This is a genomic window from Ruegeria sp. D6 (assembly GCF_056534365.1).
Genome location: NZ_JBQFPH010000003.1, coordinates 412,563 through 433,043, shown reverse-complemented (window position 1 = coordinate 433,043; position 20,481 = coordinate 412,563). Strand labels below are relative to the sequence as shown.

The 20,481-nt window shown below is 56.8% G+C and carries 19 protein-coding genes; 13 read left to right on the top strand and 6 right to left on the bottom strand.

Annotated elements, in window-relative coordinates; all coding sequences use genetic code 11:
- Positions 1 to 76: 76 nt before the first annotated feature.
- Positions 77 to 1,507 (top strand): mannose-1-phosphate guanylyltransferase/mannose-6-phosphate isomerase, encoded by a 1,431-nt coding sequence (locus tag ACR0A1_RS13855; protein ID WP_170625829.1) that lies wholly within the window; start codon positions 77 to 79, stop codon positions 1,505 to 1,507.
- 181 nt (positions 1,508 to 1,688) lie between these two features.
- On the top strand, positions 1,689 to 2,765 hold the full coding sequence (locus ACR0A1_RS13850) for a DUF2793 domain-containing protein (RefSeq protein ID WP_480868000.1): 1,077 nt from the start codon (positions 1,689 to 1,691) through the stop codon (positions 2,763 to 2,765).
- A gap of 171 nt (positions 2,766 to 2,936) precedes the next feature.
- Here the strand turns inward: ACR0A1_RS13850 and ACR0A1_RS13845 are convergent, their stop codons facing one another.
- Genes ACR0A1_RS13845 through ACR0A1_RS13835 form a run of 3 tightly spaced genes read right to left on the bottom strand, consistent with a single transcriptional unit; the run spans position 2,937 to position 5,334 of the window.
- On the bottom strand, positions 2,937 to 4,016 hold the full coding sequence (locus ACR0A1_RS13845) for a helix-turn-helix domain-containing protein (RefSeq protein ID WP_480867999.1): 1,080 nt from the start codon (positions 4,014 to 4,016) through the stop codon (positions 2,937 to 2,939).
- A gap of 59 nt (positions 4,017 to 4,075) precedes the next feature.
- Positions 4,076 to 4,813, bottom strand: a complete 738-nt coding sequence (locus ACR0A1_RS13840; RefSeq protein WP_170611657.1) for a hypothetical protein — start codon at positions 4,811 to 4,813, stop codon at positions 4,076 to 4,078.
- The gene (locus ACR0A1_RS13835; protein ID WP_255612221.1) at positions 4,810 to 5,334 is read right to left on the bottom strand and encodes an RNA polymerase sigma factor; all 525 of its coding nucleotides are present in this window, start codon (positions 5,332 to 5,334) and stop codon (positions 4,810 to 4,812) included. The genes ACR0A1_RS13840 and ACR0A1_RS13835 overlap by 4 nt, the downstream gene beginning before the upstream one ends.
- Before the next feature lie 98 nt (positions 5,335 to 5,432).
- On the opposite strand from ACR0A1_RS13835, the gene ACR0A1_RS13830 reads away from it, so the two are divergent.
- The gene (locus ACR0A1_RS13830; RefSeq protein WP_480867996.1) at positions 5,433 to 6,014 is read left to right on the top strand and encodes a YceI family protein; all 582 of its coding nucleotides are present in this window, start codon (positions 5,433 to 5,435) and stop codon (positions 6,012 to 6,014) included.
- A 37-nt stretch (positions 6,015 to 6,051) separates the two neighbouring features.
- Here the strand turns inward: ACR0A1_RS13830 and ACR0A1_RS13825 are convergent, their stop codons facing one another.
- The 3 genes from ACR0A1_RS13825 to ACR0A1_RS13815 form a co-directional block, all read right to left on the bottom strand.
- Positions 6,052 to 7,074, bottom strand: a complete 1,023-nt coding sequence (locus ACR0A1_RS13825; RefSeq protein ID WP_480751204.1) for a trans-3-hydroxy-L-proline dehydratase — start codon at positions 7,072 to 7,074, stop codon at positions 6,052 to 6,054.
- A gap of 63 nt (positions 7,075 to 7,137) precedes the next feature.
- Entirely contained in the window at positions 7,138 to 8,196 is a 1,059-nt protein-coding gene (locus ACR0A1_RS13820; RefSeq protein WP_170407775.1) for an ABC transporter ATP-binding protein, read from the bottom strand.
- Positions 8,193 to 8,987 carry an IclR family transcriptional regulator gene (locus ACR0A1_RS13815; protein WP_170394450.1) on the bottom strand — a complete coding sequence of 265 codons (795 nt, stop codon included), beginning with the start codon at positions 8,985 to 8,987 and terminating at the stop codon, positions 8,193 to 8,195. The genes ACR0A1_RS13820 and ACR0A1_RS13815 overlap by 4 nt, the downstream gene beginning before the upstream one ends.
- Before the next feature lie 140 nt (positions 8,988 to 9,127).
- On the opposite strand from ACR0A1_RS13815, the gene ACR0A1_RS13810 reads away from it, so the two are divergent.
- The 10 genes from ACR0A1_RS13810 (at position 9,128) to ACR0A1_RS13765 (ending at position 20,420) form a co-directional block, all read left to right on the top strand.
- Entirely contained in the window at positions 9,128 to 10,387 is a 1,260-nt protein-coding gene (locus tag ACR0A1_RS13810; protein WP_170394448.1) for an ABC transporter substrate-binding protein, read from the top strand.
- 94 nt (positions 10,388 to 10,481) lie between these two features.
- A complete protein-coding gene (locus ACR0A1_RS13805) occupies positions 10,482 to 11,408 on the top strand; it encodes a carbohydrate ABC transporter permease (protein WP_170394445.1) in 927 nt (308 codons plus the stop codon).
- Between the two features lies 1 nt (position 11,409).
- Positions 11,410 to 12,258, top strand: a complete 849-nt coding sequence (locus tag ACR0A1_RS13800) for a carbohydrate ABC transporter permease (protein WP_170394442.1) — start codon at positions 11,410 to 11,412, stop codon at positions 12,256 to 12,258.
- Between the two features lie 22 nt (positions 12,259 to 12,280).
- Positions 12,281 to 13,621, top strand: coding sequence for an alpha-glucosidase/alpha-galactosidase (gene melA, locus ACR0A1_RS13795; RefSeq protein WP_170509616.1), 1,341 nt, complete (start codon positions 12,281 to 12,283; stop codon positions 13,619 to 13,621).
- A 55-nt stretch (positions 13,622 to 13,676) separates the two neighbouring features.
- Positions 13,677 to 15,386, top strand: a complete 1,710-nt coding sequence (locus ACR0A1_RS13790) for an IlvD/Edd family dehydratase (RefSeq protein WP_480867992.1) — start codon at positions 13,677 to 13,679, stop codon at positions 15,384 to 15,386.
- Positions 15,386 to 16,153: an SDR family NAD(P)-dependent oxidoreductase gene (locus ACR0A1_RS13785; RefSeq protein WP_170625528.1), complete on the top strand. Its 768-nt coding sequence runs from the start codon at positions 15,386 to 15,388 to the stop codon at positions 16,151 to 16,153. The genes ACR0A1_RS13790 and ACR0A1_RS13785 overlap by 1 nt, the downstream gene beginning before the upstream one ends.
- A 4-nt stretch (positions 16,154 to 16,157) precedes the next feature.
- On the top strand, positions 16,158 to 17,051 hold the full coding sequence (locus ACR0A1_RS13780) for a 2-dehydro-3-deoxygalactonokinase (protein WP_480867990.1): 894 nt from the start codon (positions 16,158 to 16,160) through the stop codon (positions 17,049 to 17,051).
- On the top strand, positions 17,048 to 17,653 hold the full coding sequence (locus tag ACR0A1_RS13775; protein ID WP_480867988.1) for a 2-dehydro-3-deoxy-6-phosphogalactonate aldolase: 606 nt from the start codon (positions 17,048 to 17,050) through the stop codon (positions 17,651 to 17,653). Before ACR0A1_RS13780 ends, ACR0A1_RS13775 begins: the two co-directional genes overlap by 4 nt.
- Positions 17,650 to 18,510 carry an SMP-30/gluconolactonase/LRE family protein gene (locus tag ACR0A1_RS13770; protein ID WP_170511969.1) on the top strand — a complete coding sequence of 287 codons (861 nt, stop codon included), beginning with the start codon at positions 17,650 to 17,652 and terminating at the stop codon, positions 18,508 to 18,510. Before ACR0A1_RS13775 ends, ACR0A1_RS13770 begins: the two co-directional genes overlap by 4 nt.
- A complete protein-coding gene (locus tag ACR0A1_RS13765) occupies positions 18,507 to 20,420 on the top strand; it encodes a beta-galactosidase (RefSeq protein ID WP_480867985.1) in 1,914 nt (637 codons plus the stop codon). Before ACR0A1_RS13770 ends, ACR0A1_RS13765 begins: the two co-directional genes overlap by 4 nt.
- Positions 20,421 to 20,481: the final 61 nt, after the last annotated feature.

Genomic DNA, 20,481 nt, shown 5'->3' with positions numbered 1-20,481 from the left:
CCTAGTTGTGTCAGCTATTCCGATTTCAATTCAATAGTTTAAGCTAAAAGGTTCAGAAGGGGCAGGCACCGTGAGCATGGTCTATCCTGTAATTTTATGTGGCGGATCCGGCACTCGGCTTTGGCCGTTGTCGCGTAAAAGCTACCCCAAACAGTTTGTTCCGCTGATTGGTGAAACCAGCCTGCTGCAGCAATGTGCCGAGCGGTTGAAAGGCCCGACCGACACGCCTTACGCCAAACCTCTGATCCTGACCAACGAGGCTTTCCGCTTTGTTGTCCCTGAACAATTAATGGCCATCGGAGTCGATCCGGGTCCGATCTTGATCGAACCCGAAGGACGCAATACTGCACCTGCAGTGCTGGCCGCTGCCCTGCACCTTTCATCCACTGACCCCGACGCGATGATGCTGGTGGCCGCGTCGGATCACGTCATTCCAGACAGTGCGGCCTTTCATGCGGCCGTCGCCGAAGGGGTCCGCACAATAGCCGAGAGTGGAGATCTGGTGACGTTTGGGATCACACCCGACCGACCCGAAACCGGATATGGCTACCTTAAGCTCGCCCAAGCACCGGACTCGTCAGGCGCTTCTGTGCAACTTGACCGGTTCGTTGAAAAACCCGATCTTGAAAACGCCAAGGCAATGGTGGCTGAAGGGAGTTATCTTTGGAACTCGGGCATCTTTTTGTTCGCGGTCCGAGATATCCTTGAGGCTTTCGACCAGCATGCACATGATCTAATTGCGCCCGTTCAGAAGGCGGTTGAGCATGCACAGTGTGATCTGGGCTTCCTGCGGTTAGATCCCGAGGCCTGGGCAACAGTTCAGGACATCTCTATCGACTATGCGGTTATGGAGAAGGCCGACAATCTCAGCGTTGTCCCTTATGCCGCCGGGTGGTCAGACGTGGGCAGCTGGTCTGCCGTACAAGAGCTGAGCAACCCCGATACGGACGGCGTTGCAACTGCCGGCGAAGTGACCGCCATAGATTGTCGCAACGTGCTGGTGCGTTCTGAATCGCCCGCGCAAGAAGTTGTTGCAATGGGGTTAGAGAACGTAATCACCGTGGCTATGCCTGACGCGGTTTTGGTCGCCAGCATGGACCGGGCGCAAGACGTCAAGCAGGCCGTCGCAGCATTGAAGGCAAAAGGCGCCAAGCAGGCGGAAGCATTGCCCGTTGATCATCGCCCTTGGGGATGGTTCGAAAGCCTCGTCATCGGCGATCGGTTTCAGGTCAAACGCATTCACGTCCATCCCGGCGCTTCGCTGAGCTTGCAATCGCATCACCATCGGTCCGAGCATTGGATTGTCGTGGAAGGCACCGCCGAGGTGACTATTGACGACAAGGTACAGCTCGTGTCTGAGAATGAATCCGTCTATGTGCCGCTCGGGGCCGTGCACCGGATGGTAAACCCAGGCAAAGTGCCAATGGTTCTTATCGAGGTGCAGACCGGGACCTATTTGGGTGAAGATGACATTATTCGCTACGAAGATGTCTACGCGCGTGACTGAGATCTGATTTCAAGAACTGATCCAAGTTTTGGGGCATCTGCAAGGCAGATGTCTCCATATTTCTGAGACCAAATCTTAAAAATTCGAAACCTGGGCGTTCGGCTGGGTCAGGCGGGATTTACGCACATCACGGCAGTGTGGCGCGCAATCATCATCGGACCGACACCACAGGAGGATGCCCATGCCACAGAACACTCCCCGTCTAAATCTGCCCTATCTGCAACCCGCGCAGGCCCAAAAACATGTGACCCATAACGAAGCGCTGCGTGCGCTAGATCTGGTGGTGCAGCTAAGCGTTGCGTCCGTTAACGCGACGATCCCACCAGCTGCTCCTGATCAGGGTGAAACCTATGCATTGGGCACGTCTCCGACCGCGGCATGGTCCGGACAGGATGGAAAACTGGCGGCTTGGTTGGACAACGGGTGGCATTTCTTGACTCCCGACATGGGCTGGCGGGCCTGGGATCAAAATGCAGGGCTGTTGAAAGTCTGGGACGGGTCGGCGTGGATCGACCCGCCGGTCAATACACAGAACCTTTCCGGGATCGGCATCGCAACCGGATCAGACAGCACAAACCGTCTGGCCGTACGTAGCCCTGCCACCTTGTTGACGCATGAGGGCGCTGGCCACCAACTCAAGATCAACAAGGCTGGTGCCGGTGATACTGCCTCGCTGCTGTTTCAATCGAACTGGACCGGCCATGCCGAAATGGGCCTATCCGGCGATACAAATTTTTCAATCAAGGTCTCGCAGGATGGCGGAAGCTGGGTCGATGCTTTGCGGTTTGACGCCACAACCGGAACAGCCAGCGGAGCGGCTGTTCAAAGCAGCGCCGATGACACCACCTCGGGTCGCCTGATGCGGGCAGATTACGGATACGGACCGGGCAATGTGCTGGGCACCGTATCCGAAAGCAGCGGCGTACCCAGCGGAGCGGTGATCGAGAGGGGCGGCAATGCAAATGGTGACTACACGCGCTTTGCCGATGGAACCCAGATTTGCACCGCCGTTCTAAGTGCTGTGGCCTGCACGACCGCAACTGGTAGTATGTTCGCCAGCGGTACCGCCAATTGGGATTTCCCTATTGCCTTTGCTGACAGAAGTTCTCCCGCTCTCAGCGGGAACGGCGGCGGTATTGGCCGATTTATGGGGTTTGATGCACCTTCAGAAACTCAAGCGACGTATCAGGTGATGGCTCCATCCTTGGACGCTACCAGTATAGCGCCAACAGTGATCGCAGTCGGTCGTTGGTACTGAATAAAGACCGTTCGGGCCATCGCCCGGACGGTTATCGTTCTTGCAAATTGGTTTCTGACCGATCCAGACAACACGCAAAGATCTGTCTTATCCTGTACCAAGATCGATACCAGGAACCCAGCTAACAACCCTATCATTTCACTCTTTGTGAAAGCGACAGATCAATGCCAGTTACAAGGCCGCCGTCCATACGCGATATCGACCCTGCCCGGTTACTTCGCGGATCAGCCCCCTATCGCTGAATTTGTCCAGATTTCGCTGTGCCGCTGCACGCGAGGCATGGGTCAGTTCTTCGGCCAGCGGGGCGGAAACCATCGGCCAAGCCGTTAATGCATCAATCAGCAAGGGTGGGGTTCGACCGCTTAGGTCCGAAATGGCGTCGCGGGCGCGCCCTTCCCAAGCGCTGATCCGGTCCAAATGCAGCAAAGCCGCAAGTGAGGCCTGGCCTGCCCCCTGAATCCAGGCCGAAAGTTTCTCGTCCAACGATCCTGCCCCCCGCAATGCACCTGGGCCCGACAGAGAAAGCGGCATGAACAATGCGCCACCTCGACCCATCGCGGCGGCATGGCGGGCCGCGATGACCGCGGCCTCGGTATCCTGTCCGATGCCAGGAGACAACGCGCGCCACGCGTGAAATCCGATGGCGGCCTGGGTAACCGGGTGCAAACCGGCGACATTTCGCATGGTTTCCGCCAGATCAATCACTGCTTCGGGTGTATCTTCGAAACCTTGGGCCTGACGGTCTAGAAAAGCGGTCAGCCCCGCATCCCAGCCGCCCTCTGATGGCGCAGCACCCGACGACAGCCGCCTCACTGCCCATCCCGCCCGATACAAAGCCTGCACATCATCACCGGTTGCTCCGATCCGCAAACCGGTCCAAAGCGCAAGGCGGTCGACGCTGATCCGATCGCCCGTCCACCAGCCCAGATCCGAGACCTCCATCAGGGCCAGACGGTGACCCCACCCCTTGGGACCCGCGCGCAAACGTTCATCCAGAGCTCCAAATGTCACGGCCAGATCGGCAAGTTCAGCTGATAACTCGGATTGGGCCGCACTCCAGTCCCTTGGGTCAAACAGCAAACGCTGGTCCGGTCTCGGTACAGAGGGCAGAAATTCTCCCGGGTCTTCTCCGCCGTCGGGCGGAAGGAACCACAAATCGTCGTCTTCCGGCGGATCGGCGTCATAGATGCTGCGCGGCCCTTCTTCCAAGGCCTCATCATCCGGGTCCGGTATCTGAGGGTTCGGCTTCATGTCGGGTATTCTTCGGGCATTTACCGCGGTTCACAAGTGGTTTTGCGGATTCTTGTCGCTCAGCCTGAGAACGCCTCGGTCAAAACACTTAGTTCTCCACTCAGGTCTGTTTGCGCATCTCCACCCAACAGCATATAGCCGTAGCCATCATTCGCCCATGTCGCTGTCGCAAGACCACTGAGCACCGCAAGGTTCACATCCTTGACCGGTGCTCCCGCGCCTTGCCGGATCACACAAAACGCCACCGGATTACCCTGGGCGTCAGCAAAGACCACCTGCACCAAAGGTTTACCTTTGAACGACAGTACCTGAGCACGTTTCAGATCAAGGCCCGGCAGAGTTTCCAACACGTCCCGGTTCAGTGAACGACCCAACTGAGCCTCGGCCTGAACAAACTGCGCGTCCAGCGTTTGCTGAGAATTGTCCAGATCGGCAATCGTGTCCGGTGAATAAAGCGATTGATAGATCGCAGCCTGCTCCGCCCAGCCCAATGCCTGTGGTCGCGTGGCCCAGAATGTTGCAGACGCAGCAATAACAGCAACTGAGGCTGCGACCGTCAGCAAACGGAGCGGTCCGGCATTGGATTGTTGAGCGCTCGGAATGGGCAGATCGATCGAAGGCGCCTCAGTTGGAATGCCTTCAAAAGCCTGCTGCACAACCTGGGCAAATGGGTCGAGCGCCATGAGACGGTGTTCGAGTGCAGAATCCTCGGCCACCGCGTCTTCGATGGCGCGGGCTTCGGCCTCATCGAGGCTGCCTTCCAGATAGGCCAGAAGTGTTTCGTCGGAAAACTTCATTTGCCACTCCGTTGCACGGTGTCAGCCGCATCGTGCTGCATAACGGTTTTCAGTTTCTGCCGGGCATTGGAAAGCCGGCTCATGATTGTGCCGATGGGTACGTCCAGCATATCCGCAGCTTCGCGGTAGCTGTAGCCTTCGACAAACACAAGCATCACCGTTTCACGTTGCGCCTCTGGCAGTTGCATCACTTGAGTAAACACCTGAGCGGCGAAAATATTCGTTTCTGAATCAGGCCCTGTCGCGACTAATTCCGCCTCGGGCGTGACCGAAAGCGCCTGCGCCTTTCTTACGGATCGCGCCCGTATCTCGTTCAGCCATATTGAACGGCAGATCGTCATCAGCCAACTGTCCAGCCGTTCATACGAGGTGACCTGGTGGTGTTTCTCCAACGCACGCAATGCCGTCGCCTGCAACAGATCATCCGCAACGTCCGACGCACCCGACAAAGCCAGCCCAAACCGCCAGACCCGTTTCGAGTGGGTCTGGATTGCGCCGCGCACGGCTTGTTCGGTGCTCATCTCAACACTCATCGAATAAAACGCGACCTGTGTGTGTTTGCTTTGACATGGGACCGGGCCCGCTTGGTCAGAACTGTCATAGATCCTGGAGGAAAGAAATGAAACTTCTGTTCAAAACAATCACGATTGCGTCGGCTAATATTGCAGGCCCGGGTCTGGCCGCTGATTGGACACTAAACCCGGATGCGTCTCATCTGGCTTATGGAACGGTCAAGATCGATGATGTAGGAGAGGTCAATTCTTTCACCAACCTTTCGGGTCATGTCAGCGAAGATGGCAAGGTTAATATCGATATCGATCTGTCGTCGGTCGAAACGAATATCGACATCCGTAACGAACGGATGATCGAGTATGTGTTTCGCAAGGCCGCGACCGCGACATTGAGCGCGAATATTGATATGGACCAAGTGTCGAAGCTGGATGTGGGGGCCAGTAACACGATTGAGGTGGATGCGAAGCTGGCTCTGGCGGGGACCGAGGTGGAATTCTACACCGATATGTTTGTCCTGCGTGTGGCCGAAGATACCGTCATGGTTTCAACCAACGACATGGTGTTCATCAGCACCGAGGATGCGGGCGTTTCGGCAGGCGTAGACAAGCTGATGGAGTTGGCGCAACTACCCAGCATCACCCGCACCGTACCGGTGACCGCACGATTGATGTTCAGTCTCGAAGGTTGAAACCAAAGAATAGTACGGGGTCGAATTTGGCCCCGGCTTATGCCCCCCAAGTGTCGCTTAGGCGATAGCCGCCAGGCCATGGGTCATCGGGGTCCAGCATGTGCTGGTGCGTACCCGTAATCCAGCCTCGCCCCGAGATTTCCGGGGTGATCGCCACGCGGCCGTTCAGATCATGCCGCTCTACGATACGACAGCGAAATTCACTGTTGATGACTGAACGCGCGTGGTAGCGATCGGTCATCGTCATTTCTCCCTTGGCCAGCAAAACCGCCATCCGCGCTGAAGCACCGGTGCCACAAGGTGAACGATCCAGCTTACCCGGTTTGATGGCGACAGTATTACGTCCGATGAGAATATCGCCCTGACGATCGAGCGGGCCTGCAATCTGGCAGAACGAAATGTGGCTCCAGTCTTTACTAGGGTGATCGAAGCCAAGCTGCTCATTGGCGGCATCGGTGATACGCGCGCCAGTCCTTGCAAGATCAGCCCCTTCATCAGGGGTAAGCTCGAAACCCAGATCGGCGGCATCTACAATTGCAAAACTGTCGCCACCAAACGCGGTATCCACGCGCAACGTCCCGATGCCCTCAACCTCGATCCGGGCATCCAGCTTGTCGACGAAACTTGGCACATTATGCACAAAGATACGTTCGGCCTTGCCATTTCGGCATTCGGCGCGGACGCGGATCAACCCTCCTGGGGCTTCCAATGTCAGATGGGTTTCAGGCTCGTGCATCGGAAGAATGCCACTGTCCAACAGAACCGTTGAGACACAAATCGAGTTGGAGCCTGACATCGGTGGCGTGTCTTCCGGTTCCATGATGATGAACGCTGCATCCGCCTCGGGTTTTTTTGGTGGAACCAGAAGATTCACATGGCGAAAGACACCGCCGCGAGGTTCATTCAGCATGAAATCCCGCAATGTCTGGTCTTCAGCGATAAAGGTCCTTTGGTCCCATACCGTCTCTCCCGGAGGCGGAGCGACGCCGCCGACGATAACGTCGCCCACTTCGCCTTCAGCATGGGCCGAGATCACATGGATGGTTTTGGAACTGCGCATAAAGCCTCCGGAAAGCCGATGGATAATGCGCAGTCATGCAAAACAGATCCGGTCTGGCAAGCCCTATCGCAGCCGCTGACCCGTCTCGGGATCGAACAGCATCGCACGCTCAGGACGAACCGAAAGCCCGATGCGGTCACCGGTCGTACTGCGTTGGTCTTCCCGTTCTTCCACAATCAGCTTATCGCCATTTGGCGTCAGCAGATAAGAATATGAAACACCACCGAGCGCTTCGGTCAGATCAACTGTGCAGGTGTCACCGTTTCGATCCACCTGAATATGCTCGGGGCGAATACCCAATGTTACTTTCGTCGCTCCTTTGGGAACGCTCTCGGTGACCGGGACATCATCAGTAAGTGCAGGGTGCCGCACCATGCCGTCCACGACATCGCACTCAAGGAAGTTCATTGCAGGAGACCCGATGAAACCCGCCACGAACTTATTGTCGGGGTCGCGATACAGGTCCATAGGGGCTCCCACTTGCTCAATCCGACCGTCGCGCAATACCACAATCTTGTCGGCCATGGTCATCGCCTCGACCTGATCGTGCGTAACGTAGATCATCGTCGCGCCGATTTCCTGATGAAGCCGCGCAATTTCAACCCGCATTTCCACGCGAAGTTCTGCATCCAGATTCGAGAGCGGTTCGTCGAACAGGAACACCTCGGGGCCGCGCACAATGGCACGCCCGATCGCGACACGCTGACGCTGACCGCCGGACAACGCTTTGGGTTTGCGTTTCAGATATTGGTCGAGCTTCAGAATATTTGACGCTTCCTGAACCTTCTGATCGATCTCGGCCTTGGCAACACCGTTCATACGCAGACCAAATCCCATGTTCTCGGCCACGGTCATATGAGGATAGAGCGCATAGGTTTGAAAAACCATCGCCACTCCGCGTTTGGCAGGATCCACATGCGTGACTTCACGTGCGCCGATATGGATTTCCCCGTCCGAGGTTTCTTCCAAACCCGCGATCATCCTCAACAGCGTGGACTTACCGCAGCCCGAGGGGCCCACGAACACGCAAAACTCACCATCTTCAATCTGCAGATCAATCCCGTGAATGACCTGCGTCTGGCCATACCGTTTGATCGCGCCTTTCAGGGTTACACCTGTCATGTTGCTTGCATCCTATTCTGTTGGCCCTCGGGGAACCGCCACGCCTGTGCTTCTGTGCCGATCTGTTCAGCGACGCGCCGGACGCGCGGCACCCAAGATTGCAATTGCTCGAAATCCATTCGCCCAGTCGATCCTGTCACCGATAGGGCCCCCAACATGCGGCCCCCATTAGTCAGAATCGGGCAGGCAATGCAGATGATGCCAGGCTCATGCTCTTCATCATCAACTGCGTAACCCCGGCTGCGGATCTTAACGAGATCAGCCCGTAATGCCTTTTCCGAGGCCAAGGTCTTGTCAGTGAACCGATGAAAGCTTTGTTGCGAGATCGTCTTTTCCAACTGCGCCTCGTCCAAATAGGCCATCATCGCTTTGCCAACGCCTGTGCAATAGGCCGGGCCGACCTTGCCGGCCTCGGAATACATCTCAATTGGTCGTTGCGCGTTGCGCTTATCCACATAAAGCACCTGCCCGGAATCAAGTTGCGCCAAGTGCACGGTCTCCCCTGTCTCGGCGCTGAGAGCGTCCAGGAAAGGCCGCGCAATTGGAGCTAATGAGCTATGCGTCCATGCCGAATGTGCCAGGCGCACCAATCGCATACCTGGCGAATAGGTCTGCCGTTCCGGTTCGTAATGCAGCATGCCCTGATTGGTTAGCGACTGCAGAAAGCGGTATAGCGTCGCCTTGGGAAATTCACTGCGCTCCAGCAATTCCCCGAACCGCACCGGGCGTTCGAAGGCCGCGACCTGTTCCAACACGTCACATGCTTTTCCTATTGTTCCGTCACCTGCCACGGGTGCCTGTTCTCCTCCACTTTCCCTCGGCTTTGGGCACGAGGGTCTTGACAAGAGTAGCCGAGTCGATGTGTAGTTTTCAATATATAAAACAAGGTTTCAATATTTGAGACCAATATGGAAGCTTAAGGGAGGAAACTATGCATTCCATGTTCAAGCGCACAGCGGCTGCTTTGGCTGCCAGTGTGGCACTTGCTGCGCCCGTCGCAGCAGAGCTGACCGGCGAGCTGCGAATCTTCCTCGATACGTCCAACCCGGCGCCGCGCGCGACGATGGAAGCGATGATCGAGCGATTCGCGGCCGAGCATCCCGGTCTAGAAATCGAAACCACCGTGATCGACCGTGAGGCCTACAAGACCCAGATTCGCAACTTCCTGACGGCTGACACGCCAGACGTTGCCACCTGGTATGCAGCCAACCGGATGAAGCCTTATGTTGAAGCGGGTCTTTTCGAAGACGTCTCGGACCTGTGGGCTGAACCTGAAATCGCCGACAATCTGGCCTCGACCAAAGGTGCGATGACCATTGATGGCAAACAGTGGGGCGTTCCGTACACCTACTATCAATGGGGCGTTTATTACCGCAAAGACATCTTTGATGAGCTGGGTCTGACCGAGCCGACCACTTGGGAAGAAGAACTGGCCAACTGCCAGAAGATCGTCGATTCCGGCCGCGCCTGTTATACCATCGGCACCAAGTTCCTGTGGACAGCAGGTGGCTGGTTTGACTATCTGAACATGCGCACCAACGGGTTCGACTTTCACAATCAACTCGCAAATGGCGAGATCAGCTGGGAAGACGACCGGGTTAAGCAGACCTTCGCCAACTGGAAACAGCTGATCGACATGGGCGCATTCATTGACAACCACCAGACATATAGCTGGCAAGAAGCCCTGCCCTTTATGGTCAACGGTGAGGCCGCCGCCTATCTGATGGGTAACTTCGCTGTGGCTCCGCTGCGTGAAGCAGGCCTAACCGACGATCAGTTGGACTTCTATCAGTTTGTCGCCATCAACCCCGATGTTGAACTGGCTGAAGACGCGCCGACCGATACGTTCCATATCCCGGCCAATGCCTCGAACAAGGAAGCCGCGCGTGAGTTCCTGCGTTTCGCAGTCTCTGCGGACGAACAGACCGAAATCAACAACGGTGCAAACCTCGGCCAGTTGCCTGTGAACGCGCAATCCGCAGTGGACGACGACAAGTTCCTGCAGCAGGGCTTTGTCATGCTATCGTCTAACAGCCCCGGCGGTGTTGCACAGTTCTGGGACCGCGACGCACCAGCGGAAATGGCAAAAGTGTCGATGGAAGGCTTCCAGGAATTCATGGTCAAGCCGGACAACGCTGACAAGATTCTGGCCAAGCTGGAACGTGCGCGCGAGCGCATCTACGACAACTAAATCTTGTCCAGGGTCGGGCTGAAGCCCGGCCTACACCTTGCACAATAGTAGGGCGGGCTTCAGCCCGCCTTCACCCACCAGATCCGAGATGCCCATGACCGCTGCCGTTGACGCCCCCGAGCAAGAAAGCTGGTTCCACAGAAACCAACAGCGCATCGCGCCCTGGCTGTTTTTGGCTCCGGGTCTGTTGTTCTTCATGGTCTATGTGATCATCCCGGTCTTTCAGTCTTTCAATCTGTCTCTTTATGAATGGGACGGTTTAGGTGCAGCTGAATATGTCGGCTTTCGCAACTATGAAGATCTGTATTGGGAATGGGTGGACCGCGACGCTTTCTACATCTCGCTCAAGAACAACCTGATCTGGCTGATCCTGTATCTGGCCGCAATCCCTGCAGGCTTGTTTATTGCACTGTTCCTGAACCAGACGGTCTGGGGCATCCGCCTCTACAAGTCTTTGTTCTTCTTTCCCTTCGTCATCTCTCAGGTCGTCGTTGGGCTAGTATTCACATGGTTCTACGACCCAACCTTTGGCCTGCTAAATGAATTCCTAAGCCTCTTTGGCCTCGGTCCACTGAACGTGCTGGGGGATGAGCGCTTCGTAACCTACGGCATTATCTTCGCAGGTCTATGGCCACAAACGGCCTATTGCATGATCCTCTACCTCACCGGCCTGAACGCCGTCGACCCCGAACAGATCGAAGCCGGGCGTCTGGACGGCGCAAAAGGTGGGCGAATGCTGTGGCACATCATTCTGCCGCAGCTGCGCCCGGCAACATTCATCGCATTCGTTGTGACAATCATCGGCGCGCTGCGCAGCTTTGACCTGATCTCGATCATGACACAGGGCGGTCCTTTTGGCTCGTCCCGCGTGCTGGCCTACTACATGTTCGAGGTCGCGCTGTCCGAATACGGCTTCCGCATGGGATATGGCGCAGCTATCGCTGTGATCCTGTTCCTGATTATGCTCTGCTTCATCGCCTACTTCCTGTGGTCGATGTACCGCGAAGAAAGGGGGCACTGAGATGTTTCCCAAACCGATCGAAAAACAACCCCGTGCGGCACAGATCACTTATCAGGCGATGTTGCCTCTGGCACTGCTACTATGGCTGGGCCCCCTTTTGGCGGTCGCGCTTTTCTCGGTCAAACCAGCCGCAGACTTCACCAATGCGAATTACTGGGGGATGCCGTCCAGTTTTGAGGGCGCGTTCAACTATGGTCAGGTCTTTTTCAATTCGGATATGCCACGTTACTTGATGAACTCGTTCCTGATCACCGTACCAACGGTAATCGGGGCCGTTGCACTCAGTTGCATGACAGGCTTCGCGCTGGGGATCTACAAATTCAAATCGAACCTCTGGATCTTCTTTATGTTTGTGGCGGGCAATTTCGTACCCTTCCAGATCCTGATGGTCCCCGTGCGCGATCTCACGCTGGAGTTGGGCCTTTACAACACCAAAACAGGGCTTGTGCTATTCCACATCGCCTTCCAGACCGGGTTCTGCACGCTCTTCATGCGCAACTTCATCCGCGCCCTGCCATTCGAACTGATCGAGGCCGCACGGGTCGAGGGCATCAGCGAATGGCGAATCTTCTGGTACGTCGTTCTACCACTGATGAAACCGGCCATCGCCGCACTCAGTGTCCTGATTTTCACCTTCATCTGGAACGACTATTTTTGGGCTGTTGTCCTGACCCAAGGGGCCGAAAGCCAGCCCGTGACAGCCGGGATCACCAGCTTCAACGCGCAATTTCGCGCTGCCTATCAGTTGATGAGTGCCGGTTCTATAGTGGCAGCCCTGCCGCCGGTTGCCATGTTCTTCCTGATGCAGAAACACTTCATCGCGGGCCTGACCCTCGGTGCCGTAAAATAACGTCAAACCAGAGGTTTACCTCATGACCAAGATCACCTTTGTAGGTGCAGGTTCCACGATCTTCATGCAGAACATCGTGGGCGACGCCCTGCTCACCCCTGCCCTTGCAGACAGCCACTTTGCGCTGATGGATATCGATCCGGTGCGCTTGGCCGAAAGCGAAGCTGTGGCCAAGGCCATGATCCGCTCAGTCGGCACGGGTGCAACCGTCTCAACCCACACGGATCGTCGCGCGGCGCTGGACGGCGCAGATTTCGTGATCACTGCCTTTCAGGTTGGCGGGTATGAGCCTTGCACGGTGACAGATTTTGAAATCCCAAAACAATATGGCCTGCGTCAGACTATCGCCGATACGCTGGGTGTTGGTGGCATTATGCGCGGCCTGCGCACTGTGCCCGTTCTGTGGGGCGTCGCGCAGGACATGATGCAGTTGTGCCCCAACGCAACGCTGCTGCAATACGTGAATCCGATGGCCATCAACACCTGGTCTCTGGCTGAGCGCTTCCCTAATCTGAAACATGTCGGCCTGTGCCATTCTGTCCAGAACACGGTCGAAGAACTGGCGCATGATCTAGACCTGCCCAAGGCGGACTTTCGCTACAAAGTTGCCGGTATCAATCACGTCGCGTTCTTCCTCAAGCTCGAGCATGAAGGCCGCGATCTGTATCCGGCTTTGCGTCAGGGCTATCGCGCCGGGCATTTACCCAAGCCTCCGCTGCTAATGCCGCGCTGTCCAAACAAAGTCCGGTACGAAGTGATGGACCATCTTGGATACTTCTGCACCGAAAGTTCCGAGCATTTTGCAGAATACGTTCCTTGGTTCATCAAAGACGGTCGCAATGACCTGATCGAACAGTTCAGCATACCGCTGGACGAATACCCGACCCGCTGTGTCGAGCAGGTGGCCAATTGGAAGGAACAGGCCAAGACCCTGACAGATGGTCGGAACATCGAAGTAACCCGAAGCCATGAATTCGCCGCCGACCTTATGAACGCAATCGTGACAGACACGCCGTACACAGCTTACGGCAACCTGCCAAATACGGGTCAGATTCCGCAACTACCCCTAGGTGCAGCGGTTGAAACGCCGTGTCTGGTTGACTCGAATGGCGTCCAACCTTCCGTGGTCACGGATATCCCGCCACAACTGATCGCGTTGATGCGGACCCAGATCAACGTACAAGAGCTAACGGTTCGTGCGCTGACCGAAGAAAACCCCGAATACATCTATCACGCCGCAATGATGGATCCCCATACTGCGGCCGAGCTGGATCTGCGCCAAATTCGCAACCTCGTCACCGATCTGCTTTCTGCCCATGGCGATTGGCTGCCAGATTGGTGCCGTCCAGCCCGCGCAGCTTGATCTTCGTCTTCTAAAAAAAACTTTCAATTCCAACGCCAGACAGACAGAGCCAATAATGACCAAGAAACGCCGTTCACAGCATTGGTACGGAAAACTCGATAAGGACGGGTTCATTCACCGGTCCTGGATGAAAAACCAGGGCTTTCCGGATCACGCTTTTGACGGGCGCCCCATCATCGGCATCTGCAACACATGGTCGGAACTGACGCCCTGCAATTCGGGCCTTCGTGATCTGGCCGAAGGCGTGAAACGGGGCGTGTGGGAGGCCGGCGGCTTTCCAGTGGAATTCCCCGTTATGTCGCTGGGCGAGACCCAGATGAAACCCACCGCCATGCTGTTTCGCAACCTGCTGGCGATGGATATCGAGGAATCGATCCGCGCCTATGGTATCGACGGCGTTGTCCTGCTGGGTGGATGCGACAAGACCACCCCGGGGCAGCTGATGGGTGCAGCCTCGGTCGATTTACCGTCCATCGTGGTTAGCTCTGGCCCGATGCTGAACGGCAAATACCGGGGTCAGGATATCGGCTCGGGCACAGATGTCTGGAAGTTTTCCGAGGCTGTTCGTGCCGGAGAAATGACACTTCAGGATTTCATGAACGCTGAATCAGGCATGTCGCGTAGCGCGGGTGTGTGCATGACTATGGGCACCGCTAGTACCATGGCCTCATTGGTTGAGGCGATGGGCATGTCGCTGCCCACCAACGCCGCCCTGCCTGCCGTTGATGCCCGCCGCATGGCACTGGCGCATCTGACCGGCAAGCGCATTGTCGAGATGGTGGACGAGGACCTCAAACCATCAGATATCCTGACCAAGGAGGCGTTTGAGAATGCCATCCTCGCCAATGCAGCCGTCGGAGGATCGACAAACGCAGTGGTCCACCTGTTGGCACTTGCAGGTCGCGTGGGTGTCGACTTGACGTTGAAAGACTTTGAAATCGGATCGGAAATCCCCCTGCTGGTCAATTGCATGCCTTCTGGCAAATACCTGATGGAGGATTTCTGTTATGCAGGCGGTGTGCCAGTGGTTCTGAGCGAACTCAAACCTTTCCTGCGCCCGGCAAGAACAGTTCTGAACAAGGACATCTCGGCCCACTGTGAAGGGGCTGAGTGTTTCAACACAGACGTCATCCGCCCATTTGACGATCCGATAAAACCCGCCGCAGGCCTGCGGGTTCTGCGCGGCAATCTTGCGCCCAACGGGGCAATCGTGAAGCCTTCAGCGGCCACAGATGCACTGCTGGAAACCGAGGCCGAAGCATACGTTTTTGAGAGCATCGAAGATCTGAAAGCCAATATCGACCGCGACGACTTACCAGTAACACCTGAGACCATTCTGGTCCTCAAAGGTTGTGGGCCCAAGGGCTATCCCGGGATGCCTGAGGTTGGGAACATGCCAATTCCGGCCAAGCTGGTAAAAGACGGCGTGCGCGACATGATCCGTATTTCGGACGCGCGTATGTCTGGTACCGCATTCGGGACAGTTATCCTGCATGTCAGCCCTGAGGCTCAGGCTGGTGGTACGTTGGCGTTGGTCAAAACCGGTGACCGTATTCGCGTGTCCGCCAACAAGGGCGAGCTGCAGCTGCTGGTCGACGAAAAGGAACTGGACGCCCGCCGCGCCCTGTGGCAACCGGACGATCCGCATTACTCGCGCGGGTATGCGAAGCTATATATCGACCACGTGTTGCAGGCTGATCGCGGCGCGGACCTTGATTTCCTTGTGGGCAAAGACACGCGCCTAGTGACGAGAGAGAGCCACTGATGGATCAACCTGCTACATTTCAAGACCTCAACGGAGCCTCTGTTTATATCACCGGCGGCGGTTCGGGCGTTGGTGCAGCGTTGACTGACGGGTTCATGGCCCAAGGGGCTAAAGTTGCCTTTATCGGTCGGTCAGATGCCGGTGAATTTGTCGAACAGATGCGTGACAAGCACGGCCGCGCCCCCTTGTTCCTGCAGGGTGACATGACTGATACCGAGCTGTTGCACGCCACCATGGCCAAAGCAGCTGAAGCCCATGGCCCGATTAAAGTGCTGGTCAACAACGCCGCGAATGACAAGCGGCACTCACTTGAAGAATCTACAACCGAGTTCTGGGACTGGATGATCGAAGTCAACCTAAAGGCCTATTATTTTGCCTGTCAGGAAGCCGCGCGACAGATGAAGGACAAAGGCGGTTCGATCATCAATTTCAGTTCGATTAGTTACCTGATGGGGAACGCAGGTTATCCAATCTATACAAGTTCAAATGCGGCAATCACCGGCATGACACGCTCATTGGCGCGTGAACTTGGGCCACATAAAATTCGCGTCAACGCGCTGGCACCGGGATGGGTTCTGACACAGAAACAGCTGGACATGTGGGCCACACCCGAAGATCTGGCTGCGCATATGGATCGCCAGAGCCTGAAAGAGCATCTGACGCCCGAAGACATGATCGCACCAACCCTGTTTCTGGCTTCAAGCGCAAGCCGTGCAATGACCGGGCAGTGCATGGTGGTTGACGGCGGCGTGGTAGGAACGGGGTGACGCTATGAATGTCGAGTGGATCGCTGTTGACTGGGGAACATCTCATCTGCGGGCATGGGCCATGCAAGGTGATAGCGTTTTGGCACAGGCCGCGTCGTCAGATGGTATGTCCCGCACAGCCGGCGGAGGTTTTCAGGCAGCCCTGCTAGCTTTGACCGAAGATTGGCTGCCCGGGCAACCGGTAGATGTGATCGCCTGCGGAATGGTTGGGGCACGGCAAGGTTGGGTCGAGGCCCCGTATTCCGCTGTTCCGTCCGAACCAATCCCGATCGTACCATTCCGTGTTCCAAACACCGATCCGCGCATTCGGGCCTTCGTTGTTCCGGGGCTGAAACAGACCAGCCCTCCCGATGTGATGCGCGGCGAAGAGACTCAGATCGCGGGGTTCCTCAGCACGCATCAGAATTGGGACGGTGTGATTTGCCTGCCCGGTACTCATACGAAGTGGGCCCAGATCAGTGCCGGAGAGGTGGTCAGTTTCCGAACCTTCATGACCGGCGAGTTGTTTGATCTGCTGCGCGGGCAATCCGTTCTGCAGCATTCAATTGACGAGGGCTGGGACGACGCGAGTTTTACCGAAGCGGTTGCCGACATGCTGTCGAAACCCGAGCAGCTGGCAGCGCGCCTATTCGGGCTACGGGCCGCTGATTTGCTGCACGGTCAAAGCAAGAGCGTTGCACGCGCCCGTCTTTCAGGGTTCCTGATTGGCGCCGAGCTCGCCGCATCGCGGCCCTATTGGCTGGGCCAACAATTGGCGATCATCGGCTCGGAAAGTCTGACCAAGGCCTACGCGACCGCCCTGCAGCAACAAGGTGCCATGGTCGAAACCGCAGACGCCACAATCGCAACACTTGCGGGTCTGTCGCAGGCCCGAACATTAACGAGGCAAACCGCATGAGCCGCCCAATCATCGCCATTCTGCGTGGGTTAACCTCTGACGAGGCGCTACCGGTCGGTCACGCCCTGCTGGAAGCGGGCATAGACCGGATTGAGGTTCCGCTGAATTCTCCCGATCCGCTAGAAAGTATCCGAGTTCTCGCCTCGGAGATCGGGGACCGCGCGCTTATCGGAGCGGGTACTGTATTGACCCCCGATCAGGTTGACGCGGTTGCCGATGTCGGGGGCAAACTGATCGTTTCGCCAAATTGCGATGTGTCCGTGATCCAACGCTCTGTCGCACTTGGGCTGCAAAGCTGGCCGGGTGTGTTCACCCCGACCGAAGCCTTCGCAGCGCTCCAGGCCGGGGCTACGGGGTTAAAACTTTTCCCCGGTTCGCTTGCCGGTCTTGCAGGGTTGGCTGCGCTGCGCCCTGTTTTGCCGCCGGGTGCTCAGGTCTTTGCCGTGGGCGGTGCAGGCCCCGAGAACTTTGGAGCCTGGATCGAGGCCAGCGCCGACGGCTTCGGAATTGGATCTGCGCTCTACAAGCCCGGAATGTCAGTTGGAGATATAGCAAACCGTGCCCGGCAAATCGTTGCTGCCTATGATGAGGCCGTTGGATGAGTCAGGTCTATGACGACCGCCCCTGCGAATTGGGCGAGGGGCCATTGTGGCACCCTAAACGGCAACAGCTTTTCTGGTTCGATATCATCGGCAAGCGATTGATGACGCGAGAAAATGAACAAGCGCATAGCTGGGCGTTCGATGAACATGTCTCAGCCGCAGGATGGGTAGACCGTGACACTTTGCTGATCGCGTCGGAAACCGGCCTGTGGCGATTTGGGCTTGAGAGTCGAGCCAAAGATTTGATCGCCCCGCTTGAGGTCGACAATCCGGTGACTCGATCCAATGATGGGCGCGCCGATCCTTGGGGCGGGTTCTGGATTGGCACCATGGGCAAACAGGCAGAAGTAGGCGCAGGTTCGATCTATCGCTATTGGAATGGCGAGCTACGGCCATTGGTCCGAGATATCACCATCTCAAATGCAATTTGCTTTGCGCCGGACCGATCCTGCGCCTATTACAGCGATACCGCCACCAAGCTGGTCATGCGTTGGGAACTGGACGCGCAGACAGGCTGGCCCATAGGAAAAGCGGCGGTCTTCCTTGACCTGCAAAGCGAAGATCTGAACCCGGACGGTGCCGTGGTTGATCACGACGGAAACATCTGGATCGCCCAATGGGGTGCCAGCCGGGTTGCAGCCTATACGCCCGGCGGTCAATTCCTGAGAGCGGTTGGTTTCGATGCCAAACACACTTCGTGCCCGAGTTTTGGTGGTGATGACCTGACTACACTGTTCTGCACCACCGCCCGCCAAGGGCTGGACGCGGACACTCTTGTAAGAACGCCGACGAATGGCATGACACTCACCGCGCCAAATGTGGCGCAAGGTCAAGCTGAACACAGAGTTATACTATGAAGCCGGAACTTGGCGTTTGCTATTACCCTGAACACTGGCCCGAAGAAAACTGGGCTCAGGACGCCGCGCGCATGGTCGAGACTGGCTTGAAATGGGTCAGGATCGGCGAATTCGCCTGGAGCCGAATGGAACCCACTGCTGGAGACCTGCAATTCGACTGGTTGGATCGCGCGATTGAAACCTTGGGTGCGGCAGGGCTGAAGATTGTGCTGGGCACCCCGACGGCAACACCTCCGCGATGGATGCTGGACAAGCATCCCGACATGCTGGCTGTGGATGTTGATGGCAATCTACGCAAGTTCGGCTCACGCAGACATTATTGCTTTAGTCACACCGGCTATATCGACGAATGCAAGCGGATCACGAAGATCATGGGTCAGCGCTATGGCCGCAACCCGCATATCGCTGCTTGGCAAATCGATAACGAATATGGCTGTCACGATACGACGCTCAGCTATAGTGCTGCGGCGTTGTATGCTTTTCACCGCTGGCTGGCGAACCGATACAACTCGATCGACGCGTTGAACGATGCCTGGGGGAATGTGTTCTGGTCGATGGAATATAACAGCTTCGATCAGATCGAGCTGCCGAACCAGACCGTGACCGAGCCCAACCCGGCACACGTCTTGGCGTTTCGCAGGTTCAGTTCGGATCAGGTGGTGGCGTTCAACAAGGCCCAGGTCGATGCGCTGCGGCCGCTAACGGATCAACCATTGCTGCACAATTACATGGGGCGCGTGCTGGAATTCGATCATTTCGATATAGGCAGGGATTTGGACATCGCGACGTGGGACAGCTATCCGATTGGCTTCCTGTCGGATCGGTTGGAAGTGGACGAGCCGCACAAGACTGCATTTCTGCAGCAGGGTGATCCGGACATGCAGGCCTTTCACCACGACCTATACCGCGCCGTCGGTCGAGGCCGTTGGTGGGTCATGGAACAGCAACCCGGTCCAGTGAACTGGGCCCCCTACAACCCGGCACCCCTACCCGGCATGGTGCGCCTCTGGTCGCTTGAGGCGGTGGCCCATGGGGCCGAAGTGGTCAGCTATTTCCGCTGGCGGCAAGCGCCATTTGGGCAGGAACAGATGCATGCCGGTCTACTTACCCCGCATGGCGACGAAGCACCCGGTTTGGCAGAGGCGCGTCAGACCGCCGATGATCTGGCCGCGATAGACACGGTTCAGCCTATCCATGCGCAGGTTGCTATCGTCTTCGATTATGCATCTGACTGGGCCTGGACAACGCAGCCTCAGGGCGCGGGGTTCGATTATTTCCGGCTCGTATTCTCTGCCTACCGCGCGCTGCGGCACGCTGGGTTGTCGGTGGATTTCGTGCCTCAGGACGAGGTCGGCAAGGAGCACTATAATCTGATCCTAGCACCGGGCCTGGCTGCCCTAGGCGATCTTGAACAAAGGCTACTACAAGGATGTGATCTTGCCGTTCTGGGACCGCGCAGCGGGGCAATCACCGAAGATTTTCAGATCCCTGATTCGGGGCGCCCAGGTCTTGATGGCCTCAGCAGCCATGTCGATCTGATCGAGACTTTGCCACCCGGCGTAACCCGCATTGTCGAAGGGGGCGGTGCTGCGGAACATTGGGTTGAGCGCTTGTCAGGCTCCGCGCAAAAATTGCTTTCTTTCGCAGATGGCACTGCGGCGTTGCATGGCGGTGCCGGTCTTTGGTATTTAGCGGGGTTCCCCGATGAGGCCCTTTGGGATCGCGTCATAGCCATGGCGGCCCAGAAAACGGATCTGGCGCTCCATCCGATGCCCAAAGGGCTGCGGCGGCGCGAGACGCAGTCGCACGAAGTGCTGATCAACTATAATGCGCATTCAGTGACATGGGACGGCCAGCAGATCGAGGGATGTGATGTCCTGTTCAGGACGCGCGGTTCATATAAACGTTAATCTAGATACCGCTAACATAACCTGTTAGATGGCGTGACGCTGGTCATGGCTCCAACAGGTT